21 protein-coding genes are annotated in these 21,922 nt (G+C 31.3%); 2 read left to right on the forward strand and 19 right to left on the reverse strand.

The window, feature by feature from the left end; all coding sequences use genetic code 11:
* Positions 1–6: 6 nt before the first annotated feature.
* The 7 genes from KTC94_RS06265 to KTC94_RS06295 form a co-directional block, all read right to left on the reverse strand.
* The gene (locus KTC94_RS06265) at positions 7–909 is read right to left on the reverse strand and encodes a DUF4007 family protein (protein WP_220320416.1); all 903 of its coding nucleotides are present in this window, start codon (positions 907–909) and stop codon (positions 7–9) included.
* A gap of 2 nt (positions 910–911) precedes the next feature.
* Entirely contained in the window at positions 912–2,633 is a 1,722-nt protein-coding gene (locus tag KTC94_RS06270) for a phosphoadenosine phosphosulfate reductase family protein (RefSeq protein ID WP_220320415.1), read from the reverse strand.
* Positions 2,634–3,100: 467 nt separating this feature from the next.
* A complete protein-coding gene (locus KTC94_RS06275) occupies positions 3,101–3,712 on the reverse strand; it encodes a phospholipase D-like domain-containing protein (protein ID WP_220320414.1) in 612 nt (203 codons plus the stop codon).
* Positions 3,702–4,079 (reverse strand): HIT family protein, encoded by a 378-nt coding sequence (locus tag KTC94_RS06280; protein WP_220320413.1) that lies wholly within the window; start codon positions 4,077–4,079, stop codon positions 3,702–3,704. The genes KTC94_RS06275 and KTC94_RS06280 overlap by 11 nt, the downstream gene beginning before the upstream one ends.
* A 392-nt stretch (positions 4,080–4,471) precedes the next feature.
* Complete coding sequence (locus KTC94_RS06285) at positions 4,472–5,350, reverse strand: MerR family transcriptional regulator (protein ID WP_220320412.1); 879 nt, start codon at positions 5,348–5,350, stop codon at positions 4,472–4,474.
* A gap of 226 nt (positions 5,351–5,576) precedes the next feature.
* Positions 5,577–5,810 carry a PspC domain-containing protein gene (locus KTC94_RS06290; protein ID WP_220320411.1) on the reverse strand — a complete coding sequence of 78 codons (234 nt, stop codon included), beginning with the start codon at positions 5,808–5,810 and terminating at the stop codon, positions 5,577–5,579.
* Positions 5,811–6,169: 359 nt separating this feature from the next.
* A complete protein-coding gene (locus KTC94_RS06295) occupies positions 6,170–6,967 on the reverse strand; it encodes a nitroreductase family protein (protein ID WP_220320410.1) in 798 nt (265 codons plus the stop codon).
* A 179-nt stretch (positions 6,968–7,146) separates the two neighbouring features.
* Here KTC94_RS06295 and KTC94_RS06300 point away from each other — a divergent pair, with 179 nt between their 5' ends.
* A complete protein-coding gene (locus KTC94_RS06300) occupies positions 7,147–7,722 on the forward strand; it encodes a C40 family peptidase (protein ID WP_220320409.1) in 576 nt (191 codons plus the stop codon).
* A gap of 52 nt (positions 7,723–7,774) precedes the next feature.
* On the opposite strand, the gene KTC94_RS06305 is transcribed toward KTC94_RS06300, so the two are convergent.
* From KTC94_RS06305 to KTC94_RS06340, 8 genes are all read right to left on the reverse strand, one after another.
* Positions 7,775–8,959: an ABC transporter permease gene (locus KTC94_RS06305; RefSeq protein WP_220320408.1), complete on the reverse strand. Its 1,185-nt coding sequence runs from the start codon at positions 8,957–8,959 to the stop codon at positions 7,775–7,777.
* Positions 8,952–9,680 (reverse strand): ATP-binding cassette domain-containing protein, encoded by a 729-nt coding sequence (locus KTC94_RS06310; RefSeq protein ID WP_220320407.1) that lies wholly within the window; start codon positions 9,678–9,680, stop codon positions 8,952–8,954. Before KTC94_RS06310 ends, KTC94_RS06305 begins: the two co-directional genes overlap by 8 nt.
* Before the next feature lie 195 nt (positions 9,681–9,875).
* Entirely contained in the window at positions 9,876–11,621 is a 1,746-nt protein-coding gene (locus tag KTC94_RS06315; RefSeq protein WP_220320406.1) for a PocR ligand-binding domain-containing protein, read from the reverse strand.
* A 271-nt stretch (positions 11,622–11,892) separates the two neighbouring features.
* On the reverse strand, positions 11,893–12,648 hold the full coding sequence (locus tag KTC94_RS06320; RefSeq protein ID WP_216302854.1) for a sulfite exporter TauE/SafE family protein: 756 nt from the start codon (positions 12,646–12,648) through the stop codon (positions 11,893–11,895).
* A gap of 24 nt (positions 12,649–12,672) precedes the next feature.
* Positions 12,673–13,929, reverse strand: coding sequence for a Bcr/CflA family efflux MFS transporter (locus KTC94_RS06325; RefSeq protein WP_220320405.1), 1,257 nt, complete (start codon positions 13,927–13,929; stop codon positions 12,673–12,675).
* 373 nt (positions 13,930–14,302) lie between these two features.
* Positions 14,303–14,902: an acetylglutamate kinase gene (locus tag KTC94_RS06330; protein WP_258876454.1), complete on the reverse strand. Its 600-nt coding sequence runs from the start codon at positions 14,900–14,902 to the stop codon at positions 14,303–14,305.
* Between the two features lie 156 nt (positions 14,903–15,058).
* Positions 15,059–15,370: a hypothetical protein gene (locus KTC94_RS06335; RefSeq protein ID WP_165413217.1), complete on the reverse strand. Its 312-nt coding sequence runs from the start codon at positions 15,368–15,370 to the stop codon at positions 15,059–15,061.
* Between the two features lie 257 nt (positions 15,371–15,627).
* A complete protein-coding gene (locus KTC94_RS06340) occupies positions 15,628–16,239 on the reverse strand; it encodes a DNA-3-methyladenine glycosylase (RefSeq protein ID WP_216302856.1) in 612 nt (203 codons plus the stop codon).
* Positions 16,240–16,527: 288 nt separating this feature from the next.
* On the opposite strand from KTC94_RS06340, the gene KTC94_RS06345 reads away from it, so the two are divergent.
* The gene (locus tag KTC94_RS06345) at positions 16,528–17,859 is read left to right on the forward strand and encodes a complement C1q domain-containing protein (RefSeq protein ID WP_220320404.1); all 1,332 of its coding nucleotides are present in this window, start codon (positions 16,528–16,530) and stop codon (positions 17,857–17,859) included.
* A 189-nt stretch (positions 17,860–18,048) separates the two neighbouring features.
* Here the strand turns inward: KTC94_RS06345 and KTC94_RS06350 are convergent, their stop codons facing one another.
* From KTC94_RS06350 to KTC94_RS06365, 4 genes are read right to left on the reverse strand one after another with little or no spacing between them, the layout of a single operon-like run.
* A complete protein-coding gene (locus tag KTC94_RS06350; RefSeq protein WP_220320403.1) occupies positions 18,049–18,474 on the reverse strand; it encodes a hypothetical protein in 426 nt (141 codons plus the stop codon).
* Between the two features lie 57 nt (positions 18,475–18,531).
* A complete protein-coding gene (locus KTC94_RS06355; protein WP_220320402.1) occupies positions 18,532–19,716 on the reverse strand; it encodes an ABC transporter permease in 1,185 nt (394 codons plus the stop codon).
* Positions 19,717–19,718: 2 nt separating this feature from the next.
* Positions 19,719–20,408, reverse strand: a complete 690-nt coding sequence (locus KTC94_RS06360; RefSeq protein WP_220320425.1) for an ABC transporter ATP-binding protein — start codon at positions 20,406–20,408, stop codon at positions 19,719–19,721.
* The gene (locus KTC94_RS06365) at positions 20,398–21,543 is read right to left on the reverse strand and encodes an efflux RND transporter periplasmic adaptor subunit (protein WP_220320401.1); all 1,146 of its coding nucleotides are present in this window, start codon (positions 21,541–21,543) and stop codon (positions 20,398–20,400) included. Before KTC94_RS06365 ends, KTC94_RS06360 begins: the two co-directional genes overlap by 11 nt.
* Between the last annotated feature and the right edge of the window lie 379 nt (positions 21,544–21,922).

The following is a 21,922-nucleotide window of genomic DNA, read 5'->3' on the forward strand; positions in this document are numbered from 1 at the left end:
TGTCCCTCATTCCATTAATTGTTCATAATACTCTTTTATTATGTCTTGTTTAGACCATTTTTTTGGATATACTTGATTTAATCCAGCAGTTCTATTTATAGTAATATAATCTGTGTTTTTCAACAAATCTAAATATTCATTTAACAAATTTCTATCCAAATTCAAAACTTTGCCTGCATTACATTTATCAGTTAGAATTCTTTCTATACTAATGCTTTCTGCACCCTTTAAGTTATCTAAAATTATATAAAGTATTACTAATTTATCTAATTTATCCATTGAAGGCTTTATTTTTTGAATAACTTCTTTCCCTTGACTTAAAACGGTTCTTGATAATAATCCCAGTTCATTTAATGGGCAAGAAATATTGTCTTCTGGGTTCTTATTTCTTTTTTTATTATCAACATAAGTTGTTATTATACAGTCACAGTCACTAAAGAGTGAGCTTTCAGAAAACATTATATTATTTGTAAATCTGTTTAACGCATAAATCATTTCATTTTTTAATTCTTCTTTTGTAAACTCATTTGAATTAATTTCATTAAAAAACAAGTACCAAGAAGTACAATTTGAACTATTTGTAACTACATTATAATGAACAATCCATAAAGAAAATATGTCCTCAAAATAGGGATCTTTTTCGAAAATAATTTGACCAAGTTCTTTTGTAAGATGCTGCTCTCTTTTATTACCTTGAACTTTTACTTCTTCTGTAAGCCCACAAGCTTGTACCCAATATCTAAGAGCTTTAACCATACTAACTCCTATACCTAAAATATCTGTTGCGTCCTCGTTTATAAAGACTCTGCAATCATTATTAACATTCTTTGTTCCCTTTCTTAACCATCCTTCTCTAATATAGAAGCTCTCATGCGCTTTTAATCTAATTTTAACTACACCATCTTCCAATTTTACTCTCCCCTTTTTATCGCCAACACTTTTCTCATATAACAACCACCATCAAAATGATTAATACATTCACCACACCGAACACACTTAATATCATCAATAGTATATGATAAGCCACCATTTGGGCTTCCATTAGATTTTTTAATTGTTATAGCATTATGCTTACACACACTTTCACACCCAAGACAACCAATGCACATCTGGTATTTTGTGATTTGACATTCAATTTTTAATTTTGCATTCCTAATATTTTTAGTTTTAAGTAATGGCAGTTTTAGTATTGAAACCTTCAAAATATTACTTCCTTTTCGTCCTTGCAATCTTATTAATGGATTGTTTTCATTATCTAAAACAAAAACTTCCCCCAGCCTCTCATTACCCATTTCTTTTGAAATTTTACCAAAAGGTTTAAATAACTCATATAACTCTTCGGAAATACTTCGTTTTAATTCATAATTAAAAGAATTATCTTCTATAGCACAAGGTTTAAATGCGATAAATGCATTTTTACTGAAATCTACGCCATTTCCTCCTTGCCTTGCTTTCCAACTTCCTTCATCTATATAAACTTCTGCATCAGGCTTTCCAATTTTCTTAGCAAATCCAACTAGAAAGTTTCTCCATTCTTCATATTGCTCAGGCATATATATGCTCGATAGATATTGAGCCCAATTGCTATTGTTAGGGCAACACCAACACCCAACTCTAGCATACCCTAATCTGTAAGCATCATTAAAATCAACACCTGTTGCTAATATGTAGAGCCAAACATCAAAATCATACCAATCTATAATTGGGGACATAACTTTCTGTTTAGTAATTTTAGGGCTATTTGATTCTCTATCATATTTACTCCTACTATTAGATTCACTTCTCCTAATTCCATGAAAAGTAATAATTTTTTTCTTATCTCTAAATGTAGCACTCATCTTTCTAGTGATTGGCCCGGTTTTAAAAATAGTGCAGCACCATCTCATTACCCTACTTGGCGGGCCAAGTGTATCACATAAATTATAGAAATCCTTCTCTTTATTTTTAGCAGTAAGCATTGGAGTATATCCATTATTTTTTCTGAATCTTTTTAAATACTCATACGTAAGAGGAAATTCTAATGTTGTATCACCGAAAATATGAATTATCTTAGGTTCACTTAATGCCTTAACTACTAAATCCTGGGTAACTGTTGAGTCTTTCCCACCACTAAAAGATATAAAAAGTTCGTCTAATTCGTAACCAGCAGACACTTTATTAATAAACTCAGTAGCTTCTGATACATTTAAATTAAATCTTCTTCTATTTGCTCTAATAAATTTTTCTATGTTATTGTTAAAATAATCATAGTTATTTTGATTTTTGTATTTATTTAATTGTTCAATTACAATTTTAGAGTCTTTTTTTGTTAATTCAGTTATTGTTAACTTCAACCTCTCACCATCAACAATATATCTATTCCCAGTGCTATTCCAAACTGAGGAATTTATATATTTTAAAGGTTCTCCTATTAAAATCTCTAAAAGAAGTCTTTCTTCTGGAAAAACCGGTCTTAAATCCGTAGTTAATACTTCTGCATTTTCTCCACACTCATCACATTTTTCATCAAAAATTGGCACATTACAATGATTGCACCAATAAATTTTTGACTCAGCATTAGTCCTTCCATGACAAATTGGACATTCGCTTGTTTCACAATCTATATTACAACTTTTGCAAACATACTTAATCATATATAAATCTCCTTATTACGTACAGTTAAAAAACAAATATTTTATTTACAAATTGATTATCTCAAGCTGCCTTTTAAACAGCAATTTATATTTTCAAAGTATAAATTTAGTTTCTGCGTTAGAATTACAAATCACTTATAAAAAAATCAGCTAACTCCCATTTTTCTCCTTAAAAACATTGTCATTCATCATACTTTTCTAATCTTTATTTTTTGTAGAACATATGATCATTATATCAAAGTATAGTAGACATATAAAGCATAACATTTTTGGGATTAAGTATATATTAGTATATTCTAATCTTCTAAATCTAATTTATTGCACATAAAAGGTTGACTTAACCCATTGAAAAATATAGACTACTTAGCATTTGAATATGATAACTTCTACCAGAAGGAATTATATGTATTTTTCTATAATTACAATACTCATAAAATTTAGGAATATTTCATCATATAAATACATTCCTAAAAGCAATTAAAATAAAATGATGAATAACGCCGCATCTCATCATCACCATCATCAATAATTATAGAATGATTTAAAAATAAGTCTTCAAAAATGTTTTTAAAGTGTGTAAAATCTTCTAGGTTTTTATTTTTATTTAATCTATAATTCCATTCAATGCCACTAGTTAATGCAGAACTCGACATATTGGAAGATCCTATAAAAACATCTCCATCCTCTTCATATTCAAATATGTATGATTTAGGATGAAATGATTTATTATGAGTATTATAAAACCTTAAATCTACTTTATCACCTAGAGCATCCTTTACTAAATATAAAGCTTGAGGCTGAGTGATATTAAGATAATTTCCTGTTAAGATTCTAATTCTAACTCCTTTATCTGCTACCTGTTTTAAATCATTAATCAGCAATTTAACTCCTGATTCCATTAAAAATCCTACTATAATATCTATGCTCTTTGCCCTTTTTAATGAAGCTGTTAATTTAGGTAGTAAATAATCATTGTCTCCCGTAGAACAGTTTGAATCATAATCTTGAGTTGCCTCTTTAAACGCAATAGAATCACTGGTAATTATACCTTTATTAATTACATCTACTTCAACCATCATACTCAACCAAAGCCTCTTTCAAATTCCTTACTCCACCCCTTGGATTAGCTACATCACCTATATACCTAGGAATCAAGTGAACATGTAAATGGTTTATGGTTTGTCCAGCATAAGTCCCTACATTTATACCTATATTATATCCAGCTGGTTCATATTGAATATCAAACATTTCTTTTACCTCGTGCATTAATTTATATATTGATTTAACCTCTTCCTCAGTTGCCTCAAAGAAGTTTGCAAAATGCCTCTTTGGTATTATTAAACAATGACCATTATTTACTGGGAAATGATCTAATATAGCAAAGACCAATTTATTCTCTACTATTATTTCTGATTCATCGTAGTCGCAAAATATACATTCTGACATTAGTATCGCCGCCTTTATTTTGTATTAAGGTATGAATCCATACTGCTTTTTTCATTGTTAAAATCTATTATTAAATTTAGTTAAATTTAACTAAATTAAAAACTATACTTAACTCCATAGAATCAATGGTTTTAGCATGTTATTAGATAATGCAGTTAAGTGTTGAATTAAATTCTTGTTAAATTAACAAGATTCTAATTAAATCATATCAATACAATACCTCTAAAATTATCCGTTGGTCAAGCATATCTAAACTATTTATATATATCTGAAAACTCAACTTTTATTCTGAGTGCAAAATCGTTTATACTATTATCATAACTATAACAAATAAAAATAAAGGCAAGGATTATCCCTGCCTTATCATAATATAATCTTAAGAAAATGGGCACCTAATTTTCAGTGCTAGCTGAAGCACGTAAAATTTTATTGAACTTCTCAAATCTAGTGCTTAAAATACATAAATATATTTCAATCTCATTGAAAATAGGAGCTATATTATCCATCATAAACCGCTGAAATTTTAAATCTTTTTGATATTGAGGCGTTTTTTCGTATTCTACAATTTTTGCTTTGACCTCTTTTTTTACTTCCTCACTGACTTCCACATCTCGCTTTAATATTTTGTTTGTTACACTTTTCGATTTTTCATTTAATTCCATCAGATTTTTGTCGCTATACTTTCCAAACATTTCGTCAATTAGTTCTTTTATATTTTCTGCATATTGAACCTCTTCCTTAGCATCTAATAAATTTATAAGGCTCATCCAAGCCTTCTCTTTTTCTTTAGTATCTAGCGGTTCGTCCAAAAACTGTCCGTAATGAATCGCAAACATTTTCCCCATATTACCTGGTAGTATCCTATGAAGTTCCTTTTGCATATATCCAGCAATATTTTTAGATTTGGCTTCTAAACATTGAATTGACACCCTTAAATTATCAATATTTGAATCTATTCCTTGTTCAATCAAATTTTCTAACACTCCTTTACTGCTATCGAGCAGTTTAATTTTTTCATTGATGATGTCTAACTGTTTTTTTATAACTTGTGCAACATCCTGTTTTTCTAATAATATAAGTTGAATATCCTTAATAGAGAAATCCAATTTTCTTAAAGCATTAATAGTAATTAGTCTATTAATATCCTCCATAGTATAAATTCTATAATTGCTTTCTTCCTCTTTTTGGGGTCTAATAAGTCCCACCTCTTCATAATAATAAATTGCCTTTTTAGTTACTCCCGTTTCTTTCATCACTTCATTAATTTTCATTATCATCGCCTCCTAAAATTGAGTTTAAACTATCCTCTAAGGGAACTGTCAATAGGCAATTGACAAAAAAATAGTGGATAAGCACTAAATGCCTATCCATTATACTCAATTAAAGCTTCTTTTAAATTCCTTACCCCACCCCTTGGATCAGTCACATCACCTATATCTCTGGAAAACAAGTGCACATGTAGATAGTTTATAGTTTGTCCAGCATAAGTTCCTACATTTATAATTCTTTAAATTGAATTGTATCGTCATCATCATAATGAGTATTATTATGATTAACTGGCAAAACAACACAACATATTATATAAAATAATATACCTATACCATATATTAGCGTTAAAAGTACCCATGCTAATCTGATAACTGTAGCATCTATATCAAAATACTCAGCAATACCACCGCAAACGCCGTCTATTTGTTTATCTGTGGTAGACTTATATAATTTTTTTTGCATAATTATTCCTCCAATTTTTAATTTTTAGAAGGTCCCTATATTAACTTTTTTAATAATTTTATACTATATAAATAATTTAATTATACTACTATCAAAAATATCACCCATACTATAATATGTACCAATTATATCATAAATGTTTGTTATATAATTTTCAAAACTATAAAAACCACCAAAAATGATTTCTAAAGAGAATGTTTAAGCACACAGTACAATATATATAAGCCCTAATCAATGAAATTTATATTGTCCACTGATTAGGACTTTAACTTAAATTACTTTATTAACAGTTGAAAATTTAGAGTAAATGCTAATAAGCTCCTAAAATTGTATGTACCATACTTAATCTCCCTATAATATTATATATAAGTAACTTCTAATGGATTTCTATCAACTAATTTCTTATAACTATATTTAGGATATCCGACCATAACGGCAGCTGTTATCGTCTTTCCTTCTGGAATATTAAATAATTTAAGCATTGGTGAACCCTTAATGGATGCACAATACTCAAAAAATCCACCCCAACAAGTTCCAAGTCCTAGTGAAGGAGCAAATAATTCTAGATAAGTCAGACAAGAAATAGAATTAGCCCTCCCGTTTGAAAAGCCTTTGTCCGCAGTGGTTATAATTAAGTTTGGAGCACCTCGCAGAATTGAATCAATCCCGTCTTCCCTATAAGTACTGATTAATCCTTTTAATGCATCCTTTAGTGGAGATTTTTCTATCATTCGAATAGTAAGTTCAGCAGCTTTTTTAACTAATTGCTTGTCCTCAACTACAACAAATGATATACCTTGACTATTACTTCCAGTAGGTGCTAGCCTTGCAATATCAACTAATTTTGTTAATTTTTCTCTTGATACAGATTTGTCTTGATAATTTCTTATAGAACGACGTGACCTTAGAAAATGCTCCGCCTGTGCTGCATTTAACTTTGCAAAATCTTTTGCATCAACTTGTTGTGCGAGTGGTGTTTTTTTATTATCTATAGCTTCCCTCGGGCATATAGCAACACAATGTCCACAGGCAATGCAAGTGCTATTTGCTACTTCTTCTGGTCCCTTTTCTCCCATCGTTAGAACATATGCTGGACATTCCACAATGCATTGTTCGCATTTAATACATTTTTTTTCATTTACAGTTATAAAATCCATCTTGTTCATCCCCTTTTTAAAATTTCACATTTTATTATCTAAACCTTCATTCGACCCATTCTACCATATAATCTTTGCTAAATTAGGATTTTATTTTTCTAAACATTTTAGAATATTTTTAGAAATGATACAGTAATTTAATATAAGGTTATATTAAACATTGTAGTATGGGGGAAAATATGAGAAAATCTTTTAATAAAAGGAATCCAGTAATACTTTGGTTAATAATGTTAATTGTTTTAGTAGTAACAATAGTATATATGATTTTTGTTATTTTTTCGAATTTTGAAACTCCATTAAACAAAGCTAAATATATTAAAAATGGACAACAATATGAATCATTAATAACTGGTAATGATTTAGTGTCATATTCAAATACGTTTTTAGGAATGAAATACTTATTTGGTGGCACAACTCCCGCAATATTAGATGCTACAGGTAAATATGTAAAAGGTGGATTTGATTGTTCTGGGTTTATTCAGTATGCTTATAAACATTTTGGTATAAATTTACCCAGAACAACTATGGACCAAATAAATAAAGGTGTTTCTATTAATATAAATAATCTTGAAAATGGGGATTTAGTCTTTTTTATGACAAACCCAGATCTTCCATCTCAAGTATCCCATGTAGGAATTTATATTGGAAACAGCAAATTTATACATTCCCCTAAAACTGGTGATGTTATAAAAACATCTGAATTAACTGGATATTATAAAGAAAAATTTGTAATAGGTAAAAGGATAATAAAATAACTGTACAAATTTAAAACGGAAGTCAAAAATCGACTCCCTTTAATTTGCATTATTAAGATCTAAATATTACACTTTCCTTATTAAACATATGTTTTGCTAGCATAACAGCAACTATCGTATAAACTATTGACCATACTATTGTTATTCCTATATGACCATAATTATAAATTCCACTTGTAAGTTCCTTAACCACTGAGCTTACACTAAGCAATGGTATATTAAAATAAAGAAAAGGTATGTTTTTTGAATCCATAAACATAGTTCCATAAGCGGCAAAAATCGGAATTATTGAAAATGGTACCAAATAAGTTTGAGCTTCCTTGAATGATCGAGCATATATACTTACCGCTAGTTCAAGAGCACCAAAAAACATCGTTGTTATTATTGCTATTACTCCAATTAAGGCTATTGCTTTGTAACTTAGACCAACTGAAGAACTTCCGTTTCCGAACATTCCACCAGGTATTTTCATTGCAATTAGAATACCAATCATTGAACATACCGATACTATAAATCCCATTATTGTTATTGCAAAGAGTTTTCCTGTTAATATATAATGTCTCCCAGCTTTTGTTGTTAAAAGTGGTTCAAGTGTTCCTCTTTCCTTCTCACCTGCTCCTAGATCTGTGGCTGCTGCAATTGTTCCTGTTGCACTGTAAAGAAGTATAAGCATAGGAATCATCATACCTAATAACATTTGACTTTGTGCCTTGTCTTCTTTTTGAAAACTTGTTTCAGCAATTTTTATCGGGGTTAATATCTTTGCATTAATATTTATTTTTTTTAATCTATTTGCAACTATTTGTTTACTTAATTTATCTACTGTTTCCGTTACCTTGCTAAGTGCAATAGATGATTTTGTATTTGTATTATCATAAAAAATCTTTAAATCAGAAACATTACCACTTGAAATAGATTCATCAAAATCCTTTGGTATTTCTATAAAAAGTAGTGCTTCTCCATCCTTTACTGCGGCTTTCCCATCAATGCCCGTTTTAAATTTAATAGTTTTATCATTTTTTAATATCTTCCCAATGCTGCTATTTCCCTTATCGATCATCACAATATTTATATTTTTTTCAACAGAATCCTCAGCACTATTCATAGTTTTCCCCATAATAAAGCTAAGTATAGGCATTAATAAAAGAGGAATTAACAAACTTACTATTATTGTCTTTTTATCTCTAAGCATGTCCTTAAGTTCTTTAAACAGTATTACACTAACTAATTTATTCATGATTACCTCCAATAAGATTAACAAAAATATCTTCCATGTCTTCATTATTATATTTAGCCTTAAGCGAACTTATTGTTCCATGTTCCACAACTTTTCCCTTATGTATTATTACAACTCTATCACAAAGCTTTTCAACCTCTACCATACTGTGACTTGAGAAAACTATAGCCTTACCTTCTGACTTACACTTAAATATAAAATCTTGAATAAGTCTTGTGGCAGAAACATCAAGTCCGGTACTTGGCTCATCAAATAACATAACTGAAGGCTTATGGACAATACTTCTTGCAATTGCTACCTTTTGTTTCATACCTCTTGAAAATTTTCCTACCCTTTTATCTATAAATTCACTCATTTCAAGTTCTCGCGTAAGCTCTTCAATGCTTTTCTTGGCATCACATGCGTTCATCCCATTTAATTGAGCAAAATACATTATATTTTCTCTTGTTGTAAGCCTGTCATATAGGCCAACCTCTCCACCAAATAAAATTCCAATCTCCTCTCTAATGCTCTCAGGCTCACTTACTAAATCATGGCCTGAAATTTTCCCTTCGCCATCTGTTACCTTAAGCATAGTTGCAAGCATTCTCATTATAGTTGTTTTTCCAGCTCCATTTCCTCCGATGAGACCTAATATTTCTCCTTTATTAACTTCAAAAGAAACTCCATCCACCGCTGTAAAATCTTTAAACTTTTTAGTAAGGTTTTTTACCTCTAACAATTTAATTCCCCCTTGCGTAAAATCTTATTGATATATTTTTAAAATTGCCCCTTTCAACTGTTTACCTTCGTAAGTTCTGACAATTTGCAACAATTTATAAGTAAATTATACCATAGTTTACTATTTTAAGTTAACTCGTACATTCGTTATAATTAAAATTACATGGAATTTTAATGCGAGTATATTACAGTGAACCTATTTATATACATCTGAAAACTCAATTTTTATTCTTTGCTCAAAATCGTTTATTCTATTATCAATAGACTTAATACTTTCTTCTTTGCTATCATGCTTCGATACCTTAACAGGAAGTTTTATAAAAAACTTAGTACCAACTCCATATTTACTCTCAACTGTTATTGTCCCACCTTGTATTTCTACCAGCGATTTAACAAGCGATAATCCGATACCACTTCCTTCATATTTCCTTGTAAACGATTTATCCGCCTGCCGAAATCTATCGAATATTAGATTTACCTTGTCATCCGGTATACCTATGCCTGTGTCTTCAATCGAAATAGTTATGTATTCTTCACAATCAGATATATTAACAAATATGCTTCCACCAGGAGTTGTAAACTTTATAGCATTGGATAGCATGTTAAGCATTATTCTTTCAATTTTCTCTAGATCACAATCCACTATCTTTTCCTCTATATCAGTATCAAATATGAGACTTAAGCCATTATTATTAAAATGCTCTGCTACAGATAACGTAATTTCCTCCACTATATTAACAATGTTACAATTAACCATATTCAGTTCAAAAAAACCTACATCCAATTTAGTTAAATCAATTAAATTGTTTATTAATTTTAGCAATCTAAAGCAATTATGTTTTTCAATATTTATATTATTAATAATTTTTTCTCTATTAATAGGTTTTTTTTCATCATTAATACACATTTCAATGATTTTTATTGTACCTAATATTATATTCAACGGAGTCCTTAGCTCATGAGAAATATTAGCAAAAAATTCAGATCTTAACTTCTCTATTTCAGCAGCCTCATTCTGTAATGCTAATTCATTCTTTTTTCTTTCTGTAATATCCCGCACAGTTGCTATAATTACTTCATCTTCATGAATCTTTGTAGCATGAACATTAACTTCTACCCAAAAGTCTTTGTTACTTTTATTTTTAACTATAAACTCTTGTATCAGATGTTCCTTACCGTTTTTCTTATTACTTAATGCATCTATATAAAGCTCAATATTGTCCTGTTTTTTTGAGATAATATCATATACATTCATACTTATTAATTCATTTCGAGAATAACCAAACATAGTGGTAGCAGTTTCATTTACATCCGTTATATTTCCATAAACATCATGAATGAATATTGAATCACTTACGGAATTAAAAATTGCGCTTAGATATTTTTGGCTTTTTTCAAGTTCATTCTGAGAATTTTCATACGTAAGTTGCCTTAAACCACTTTCGGCAAGCGTCATAATAAGCCCTGAATAATACTCAATTATATGATCAACCTTCTTTTTAGAATAAACAGGCACCTTGCTTAACGCATCTAGATACTCTTTTTCATCAAACCCTAATTCTATTGCTTGTGCTGCAAAATATTCTTTATCTATTACTTCATCTTCATAAAAAAATTGGCTAAAAAAAATCGTAGCCAAATGTTCTCCGGAAATAACAATAGGTAATGCAATATCCCTCATATTATTTAGACACTTATAAGAGATATATGCACCATCCATAATATGGTCACTAATATATTGATCACTAATGGAACATTGCATGCATGTAACTGGATGAACTCTATGAAACTTAGTGCATATATCCTGCCATCCCGTTGCAATAATAATTGTGCCGTCTATATCAACAATTCCAAAATTAATGCCTACAGCAGCATAAATATTTTCAGCCATCTTTTTTAGTGAATCAATATTTATTAGTTCTGAAAATTTAACTTTCCTCATAAATAATTCCTCCTAAGTAACATACCCTCTTATTAAAAACATTCTATCATAGTAACTTTGCTAAATTAGGGGAATATTGTCGTATAGGATATTAAAAATTCTATATCTAATATTAAAAGCTGTGAAGTAATTACTTCACAGCTTTTTCATTTATTTAATAATTTTTATTTATCAAAATTGGGAAAAGAAAAAATTTCATCTAAATCATTAAATCTACTATATCCTTGTGCGTAGAATATGATTATAAATCGAATTACTGTTTTTTCTAAATTTATACCAATAGTCTTACTGCTGCTATAAATGTCATGATTATAATAATATATCTGAAGTTTTTTTCATTAATTTTTTTAATCATAAGCATCCCTAAAAGGGCTCCTAATGCAATTGCTGGCACCATACCAATGCTAAGTAAAACTGTCTTAAAGGCAATATTATGCCAGAATAAAATTTGCAATGGTAATTTGGCCAAATTAACAAGTAAGAAAAACCAAGCCGTTGTGCCCATAAAATCGTTTTTTTTGAAGTTCATAGTTAACAAATACACACTGAATATAGGTCCTGCAGCATTACCAATCATGGATGTAAAGCCAGTAGCAATTCCAGCCATTGCATAAAACCATTTATTTGTTGGGACTTTTATATTTTCACCTTTTTTTTCAGTATAAATTAAAGCGACTAAGCAAAGTAAAACTGAAATAGATATAACGGCCTTAAATTGTTTATCATTAATAAAGTTTCCAACTATAACACCTAGTAGTAACCCTATGATTGTCCATGGCAAAAGTTTTTTTATATTTTCCCACTTAGCATGTCTATTATAATAGTACACTGCAAAAACATCCCCTATTACTAATATAGGAAGTATAACACCTGTAGATTCCTTCCCTCCAAATACACTGGCAATAATTGGTATAACAGGCATCAAAAACCCGCTTATTCCGGTCTTTGAAACGCCTACTAAGACAGCCGATATTATTAAACATATCCATTGCATCGTTGATAAATTAAACATATGAATGATTCCCATTATTTTACCCCTCTTCTGAAATAATTACTCAGCATTTTTATTTGCTACCTCTATATGATAGGTTACCTGTTTAATATATGGTTTTTTAGAGATAATCAGCCATGCTATAAGGCTTATAATTCCTATTATTAAATGCATTAGTCCCATTACCACTATTTTATTAGAAAAATTCAAAGAAATTATAAACATACCAATACTACCATAAAAGGTCATTGCGCAACTCATTAATGAGGATGCTGCACCAATATCGCCCTGTAACTGTTCAAGCAAAAGGTTAGTTCTTGCAGGTGCCATAATGTTACCAAAGAGAGACGCAGGAATTAATGATAATGTAAAAAATAAAGGACTTAAATTACCTAGCGTACAAATGAATACCCCACTTATACTAAACACAATAAATGAGACAGTTATTATTGAATTACTATGATAATTTTTTGATAATTTAATGTATAGTAAAGGCCCTAGTAGGTAAAACACCGCGTTTAAAGCAAAATAATAACTATATACCTTTTCACTTAATCCAAAGCCATTTACATAAATATACGAGGAGGATGATATAAATGACATAGAAGCAGCAGATATCAGTGAAAGTATTATAAGAAGTGACATAAAGCTCTTATTTTTTGCAACTACGCCTAACCTTCCTATGGATTTAAATATACTTCCTGTATATCTTTTTTCTAGTGTCTCTTCCATGGCTATGCTTCCAGCTAAGGCTAAAGCTCCTATTATAGATAGCACCACAAATACTCCACGCCAAGAAAGAACACTTAGTATCATTGCTCCTATAACTGGAGAAATTATAGGTGATATCATTCCCATAGACTGAACTAAAGCTATTATGGTTACTCTCCTCCTACCACTATATACATCTTTTACTATAGCTGTTGCCACCGCTGTTGCAGCCCCACAACCAATTGATTGCAGAATACGATAAAAAATTAGTTGGTAAACATTTACAGAAAATATACATAAAATGCTTCCAATAGTATATACAGATAATCCTATAAGTAATACTCTTTTCCTTCCGTATTTATCACTAAGGGGTCCCCAAAATAGGGTTCCTACAGCGTAAAATATAAAGAAAAATATTAATGTAAGATTTACTAGACCTTCCGATGTGTTAAAGCTTTCAACCATCTTAGGAAGCGCTGGTAGATAGATATCTGTAGATAATGGGATAAATGCACTTAAAAAAGCTATAAACATTATGAAGCCCTTATCTCCCAAATATTTTTGTTTCTTTTCCTTTTTGTCACATATCTTTTCTTCGTTTTCCATTCTTTGCCTCCAAAAATAATAGCATATTACATCATTCAAGTTATTACATGTCCTTATAAACCTACACAAAAAAAAATACAGGATTTCTCCTGCTCCATTCCTGATAAACTTCAATTAGGATTTTCCTAAATTATCGCCTGTGGTGACAAAGCATTAACTTGACTTGAATTATTTATGTCATTAATATTAGCACTAGTATTAGCTTGTGTTAATAATTGTGATATTTGATTAATCTCCAAAATACTCCTCCTTTGTTTAACCATAAAGTGCCATATTTTTAATTTTACCCTATATGCCTTTAATTATCTATACTTTTTATAATTAAATTATCTCCTGCAGAGCTGCACAGCTTTGCAGAAGATGAATTGATAACTTATTTTGAAAATTGTTTAACAATGCCCTCTGCCATAACGTCTGCCATCTTTAGAGCTTGATTTTCAATTTCATCGTATACTGCGATGCTTCTTTCGTAATTGTTGGTAAGTATATCGATTGCCTCTGCTTTGGTCATAGCTAAGTGTTCATATAACATTATTTTCCAATTTTCTTGAGGCCAATAAGGATTGATTCTAGCAAGGAAAACTGCGATTTCATCTGCATTTGCGTACCATCTTTTCTCAGCATCTGCTGCCTCTTTACTATAGCCAGCTTTGGCTGCTTTAACAAGCTGTGCGGCGATGACAAGATGACTTTTAAATAACTCACTAAATTGAGAAGCAATTTCATCCCCATAGAAAGGTTTTAATACTAACTTAAAATCTGTTGGATTTCGAAGAAGTCGCTTAGTAACAAAATCTACATCTGGTAAATCTTTTATTATGCTTGTTATTGTCATCCTCGTCCAGACAATATGTTGTTCCCAAAGTATCCGCATAATATTTCTTAAATCTACTTCTGCTTCACTAATTATCCTAGGCTCAGTAATGTGCCGTTGCGCCACCATCCAAGATGCATCATATGGAAATAAATACATTGTTATCACCACTTTCTAATTTTTATACTATAATATGCTTATGTGAGCAATAAGTACCCATAAAAAAGGAATATAGAAGGGCATAACAAATTGAGGTTAGTATACGATATACTAACCTCTCTATTTTTTTCAATTCTTTTCATAATCTACATAAAATTACAAATAGTATATTGTCCCAGTGAAGTTTACTTCTGAATCTTCTTCATAGTCAATATACGCACCTTTAAGATCTACTACATTTTCATGTATATCAAATCCCTCTATGCTTATTGTTTCTATTACATTATTTTCATTAACACATGTTGCCAATGTATCATAATAATCTTCTTCATCATTATATATAATTGCAGTACTTAATATTCTAAATGTTGCCTCCCTTATAATTTTTCTATTTTTATTTATAATCTTCCCAAACTTAATTTCTTGTACCCCATCTTTTTTATCATTGTCTTTAAATAAAAAACTCATTCCGATTACTTCCCTTCATTTTTATTATAATGATTCAATATCAATATTATTATAGTCAATTTTCTTATCAAAAGAAACATTCCCTATTCAGCCAACTAACCAAGATTTAAATAATAATCATATAACTATAATAGAAGTTTTAATACTTATTAGCGAAAGGAAGTATATAAATGGTGGATATGCATTATAATCTTGTAAAGACAGGATTAAGAACCATTCAAAAAATACCAGATTAGTTTAGAGATGATGTAATTTCTCTATTTTACAGATACCCAAATATTGTTTTTAATGTAAAATCTCCATAGAAAGTCCTTTGCTTCTTCTGCATAATCAATTCCAATTCTCTTAGCTTCTATAATTTCAATTTTTTCTTTTTCCACTGCGTCTTCAATATATAGTTCACTTATGCACAAATCCTGTTTGTTATTTTCTTTATTTATATTCATAGCTATACAGAGCTTAGAGGGGCCTGTGGTTAAATTTTTAATTTGAGCTTTTGTCAATTCATTATAACCTTTTTTAAATCTTAGCTTTGACATTTCGTCTAGACCTTCTATTGGCTGAATAGCTCTAATTAAAACCCCTTCAGCAATTCCTTCTTCTTTTGTTATTACATTAAAGCAATGATACATCCCATAAATAAAATATACGTATGCGATGCCAGGCATACCATATAGAGTCTCAAGTCTTGGTGTATGTTTTCCCCCGTAAGCATGGCAAGCCTTATCTATTGATCCAATATATGCTTCTGTTTCAACTATCTTTCCTCTTAACTTTACTCCATTAACTTCATGTACAAGTGTTTTTCCTAAAAGTTCCTTAGCAACTTGCAAAGCTTCTCTGGCATAAAATTCTCTAATAAGTCTCATTCCAACTTCCTCCTAAAACCTATAATAAATATCTATTTTTAACCATATCTTTATATTATATATAAGTAACCATTTTTAATCAATGACGAACATAACTGTTTTTTGCAAAACACATAATTTTCACATCAATAATTGGAATAGTACTTTTTCAACTAAATTTTTAATGTATATCTTTAACACAAAACAAGGCATCTGCATATTATGTATAGAAAGTGTGAACATCTTAAATAAGAGAAAGTACAAGCTCTTTAAATAGAAAAAATATTATTAATAAGGAAGGTATCTATATTGAATAAATACAATGATTTTTCTTCTGAAAAATATCAATCTGACGATGAATATGAACCTTATGACTTTTTAATTCCTAAAAAGCACAATTGTGATGACAAACCACACTGTAATGATAAAGACCACTGTGACGATAGACCACACTGTGATGACAAACACGATCGTTGTCATCCTTGCTGTATAAAATGCATAGTTGGACCAACTGGAGCTACTGGAGCTACTGGACGAACCGGAGCAACCGGACGAACTGGTGCAACCGGTGCAACTGGACGAACTGGTGCAACTGGTGCAACTGGAGCTACTGGACGAACTGGTGCAACCGGTGCAACTGGACGAACTGGTGCAACTGGTGCAACTGGAGCTACTGGACGAACTGGTGCAACCGGAGCAACTGGAGCAACCGGAGCAACTGGACGAACTGGAGCAACTGGTGCAACTGGTGCAACTGGACGAACTGGAGCAACTGGTGCAACCGGAGCTACTGGACGAACTGGTGCAACTGGTGCAACTGGACGAACCGGAGCAACCGGAGCTACCGGAGCTACTGGACGAACTGGTGCAACTGGTGCAACTGGTGCAACCGGAGCTACTGGACGAACTGGAGCGACTGGTGCGACTGGACGAACCGGAGCAACTGGTGCAACTGGACGAACTGGAGCAACTGGGGCTACTGGTGCAACTGGAGCTACTGGACGAACTGGTGCAACCGGTGCTACTGGAGCAACCGGAGCAACTGGTGCAACCGGTGCAACTGGACGAACCGGAGCAACCGGAGCGACTGGTGCAACTGGACGAACTGGTGCAACTGGTGCAACCGGAGCTACCGGTGCAACTGGAGCTACCGGAGCTACTGGACGAACTGGAGCGACTGGTGCGACTGGACGAACCGGAGCAACTGGTGCTACTGGTCCAAGTTTTAATTCGTATGCAAATGGTGTTATAACAACAAATAAAATATCAATTCCAGTTGGCGGCACTATTATTTATGATACTGTAGATATTGTAGGACCTGATTTAAGTTATGATCCAACAACAGGTATATTTACAATTAATACAACGGGTGTTTATGTAATCGACTGGAAGTTTGCTGTTACTCCAGATCCTTTAACCTTTGCTTTACAACTTGATTTAGAAGAATCCCCTAGTGGAGTTGTTATTGGTGGTATATCTATTTTAGTAACAAATCCAACTGTAAATGGCTCTAACAAGGTTTATGCCGCAACAGCAGGACAATCTTTTAGATTTGCTAACAATTCAAATGGTCCTATTAGTATAGTACTTGCAGGTCTAGCTGGGGCTATTGGAACTATATCTGTCTTCAGAATTGTTTAACATCAACAGATTATAACTAATTTTATTACCTTAACTGGCTGCCTATCGACGGCAGCCTTTTTTGATTACTATTACATTATTTTCATTAACGCATATACAGTCAAATGCTAAAAATCCTGTTAACATAATGAGTTAACAGGATTTTCAGTCTAATATTTATTAATTTTTTGTTATTATTAATAACAGGTACTATACATCTATCTGTTCTGTTTTAGTGTCAGTACTAAATATTTCTCTTTTCTTCCAAATAAAGAATCCCATAAGTGCAGGCATTATTAAACTAACAAGTATCATCCAAGGTTTAGTTCCACCAGCTACAATTGTATATGCTATTTGAGCCACTGTAGCAATAAAATAGATATATATTCCTAATTCCTTTTTCATTAAAATCAAAATAACACTTATAGCTAATATTACTGAGAATACCAACCCAATAGTTAAACTTAAATTTGTGATTTCAGGCATACCTATATCCAATGCTTTATATGCAGCGTTAAGTTCATCTTTCTTAGAAAAGTTTTTTATACTAAATAATCCAATCGCACTAACAATCAATTGAATAATCGATATTGTTTTTATACCTGCTCCTACTTTTGGTTTTTTAACGTTTTCCATAATTCGCCTCCAATAAATATATTTTTAAAATAAGATAATAATGGCTTTCACCAAGATTTAATTGTAAATAGCCTCAATTGGATCCATTTTCGATGCATTAATTGCTGGTATAATTCCAAAAATTATTCCAATTATAACAGAGATTGCAGTTGCTCCTATAACGCTTTCTCCGCTCATAACTGGAGGGAATGGCATAAATATACCAATTATTTTACAAAAAATAAATCCGAATAATATACCAAGTAAACCACCAAGCCCTGTCACCATAATCGCTTCTATAAGAAATTGGAGTAATATACTTTTAGGTTTTGCCCCAATAGCCCTACGTATACCAATTTCTCGTTTCCGCTCAGTTACAGAAACATACATTATATTCATTACACCTATTCCCCCAACAAATAAGGAAATACCACTAATCAATGCTATGAAAGCAGTTAAATACCCAATAATCTGTCCAAACAACTTAGTCATTGCCTGAGGATCCTGAAGCTTATACTCACCTTTTAAATTAGGATGAGCCTTAACAAGTTCCTTTTTTACGTTTTCAAAAACCTTATCTTTATCTTCGCCATCTTTAAGATAAATATCTAAGCTTGAGATAAAGGTATCCGTATTCATATCTTCTTTTGATTCCTTTGAAATATAACTTATTCCACTTGTCAGATCGAATTCAGCCTTTTTTTCTAGAACTCCTACTACCTCGTAGATAATTCCATTTACTGTTATTCCACAACCTATGGCATTTTCTGGAGTTTCAAAAAGTTTTTCTGCAACTTTATAATCCAACATAATTAACTTTTTAGAATTCTCATCTTTTTTGAAAGAACGACCATACTTAATATTTATATCTTTACCATCATAATCCTCTATCCCACTTTGTGTGTCTTTATCAATATATGTACATTCTCCATATATAATTCCTCCGCTTCCTTGCATACCCTTCGATACCTCAGCCTTTTCTACTCCAGTCACTGTTTTAAGAGAATATGGATCAGATTTGCTAAAGGGTTCAATCAAGGTTAAATCCGCATCAACGTTTTCTGGTTCAAAATTAACATTTATTTTATTTGCGCTTGTATCCGCCATAGATTTATTTACCTCTACCTTTAACCCATTACCAACTGACATAATGGTTATTACAGAGCTTATACCTATGATTATTCCTATCATTGTGAGAAAAACCCTTAATTTATGTGATTTTAGACTGTATACTGAAGTTTTGATTAAATTTATTATAGACATATCTAATCCACCTTTGTTATCACTCCATCTTTTAAATGGATTACTTTGCTAGCATATTTAGTTAAATCGTCATCATGTGTTACCATTATTATTGTTTTATTTTCTTCATTAAGTTTCTTTAGTATATTCATAATTTCCTCTCTGGTTTTACTGTCTAGAGCGCCTGTTGGCTCATCAGCTAAAATCACGTAAGGATTGTTAATGAGAGCTCTTGCTATCGCAATACGCTGTTGCTGTCCTCCAGATAATTGTGAAGGTGATTGCTTCTCTTTATGAAGCAATCCTACCGTATCTAAATATTTTTCTACACGGTGTGCCCTTTCTTTTTTAGGTACATCAGTGCCTTCTTTATAAAGCAAAGGAAGTTCAACATTCTGACCAATAGTCAATGAATCTATCAAATGAAACTGTTGAAATATAAAACCCAGATAACTATTTCTAAGTTCTGATCTTTCATTTTCACTAAGATGAGTAACATCCTTGCCATTAAACGCATATTTTCCATTATCAAAATGATCAAGGAAACCAAGAAGGTTTAAAAGTGTAGTTTTTCCACTACCTGATTTCCCCATTATCATAACAAAGTCACCTTGCTCTATAGTTAAATTTATATCCTTCAATACGTGTAATTTGGAATCCTTTAACTTATAATACTTATTAATATTTGTTAACTCAATAAGATTACTCAACAGAAATACCTTCCTTCATATCTTTAGTAGTTTTCGCTATACTATCACTTTCTTTTAACCCACTAAGCACAACAACTTCTGGCGTTGTAGCTTTTTTATAAGCGATTGCTTGTTTTTTCAACTTTTTATCCACAACCTTGAACACGTATTGCTTTCCACCTTCCTCAAGTATTGCACTCTTTGGTATTTTCATCTCTTCTTCTTTAAGTTTCACTGTGGCTTGTACATGAAAGCCATTGATAACATCTGCTTGTGAATCCAAGGATACATTTGCATCATAATAAGATACAGCAGAAGCTCCACCTGTAGCACCTTGCGCTCCAGCCGCTACATCTGGCGCTGCTGGACTATTCCCTACACTTTTCACCTTTCCTGTTATAGTTTTATTTATAGCGAATATAAGTATATCCACTTTTTGATTTTCCTTTACCTTTGTTTGATCCTTTTCATTAATATTTCCTTTTACATAAACTGTAGTAGACTCTATTACAATATATGGTTTCGTCATATCTTTAGAATCATTTAATATTACTTTTCCATTTATCGGAGCTTTTATATAAGTGTACTCTTTCTCTTTTGAATTTTTAAGCATCCCTTTTGAAGTATCAATTTGTGCTTGCACAGCATCTATTTGATCTGAGTAGCCACTAATTTGAGCCTCAGTACCTGCTGCAGCCGATGCACCCATGGCAGCGGGATCGACACCAGCCTGTTCTGCTTGTTGTTTTGCTTCTTCCTTCTGCTTTTCTAAAAGTTTTTTTGCTTCTTCTTGTTTATCGACTAATTTCTTTTTTTGATTGTTAGCATTAGTAATTTCTTGGTTTCCCTTATCTATCTCATCCGTAACCAAACTGTTCCTGTATGTAAAAAGAGCATCGCCCTTATTTACTATTTGTCCATTCGTAACCGAAACCTTATTTATTGTTCCTTTTGTTTCATCTCTATATATATTTTCCGTTTTTTCAGGAACAACAACACCGTTTACAAATATTTTCTCTTTAGCCGGTATTGTATATAAAGCTACTTCTTTACCTTTATTACCTGCTGAATCTTTATTGTTCTTAACTACATAGGCAATGATTCCAAATAGTATTATTACACCAATAATGCTTAAAAAAATAATATGTTTCTTTTTCATAGATTTCCCCCCTATAAATACACTTTAAATAAAAAAATTTGTTAAATTAATAACAGCTTTCAGAATTAGTTTACCACATTCTTCTTTGATTTACAACATTTGCAGCAAAAACTTTGTTTTATGATTTTTTCGCATCCATAAATATGGTTTTATTCCTTATTTAAGCATGCTTTGTTTATATCATATTTCATAAAGATCTATAATTCAATACAAAATGCATTAATCGTCATTATTTAGACATAAACGGAATTTAATCTAATTATCTCCTTCTGAAGTCGATATTAAAATTAAATATATAAAAGTTGTTAGCGGTAAACTAAAAGGGTGATATTTCGGCAAACAAAAAAGGAGAATAATTTCCAGTTAAGTACAATAATAA

The organism is Clostridium sp. CM028 (genome assembly GCF_030585565.1).
Taxonomy (GTDB): domain Bacteria; phylum Bacillota; class Clostridia; order Clostridiales; family Clostridiaceae; genus Clostridium_AD; species Clostridium_AD estertheticum_B.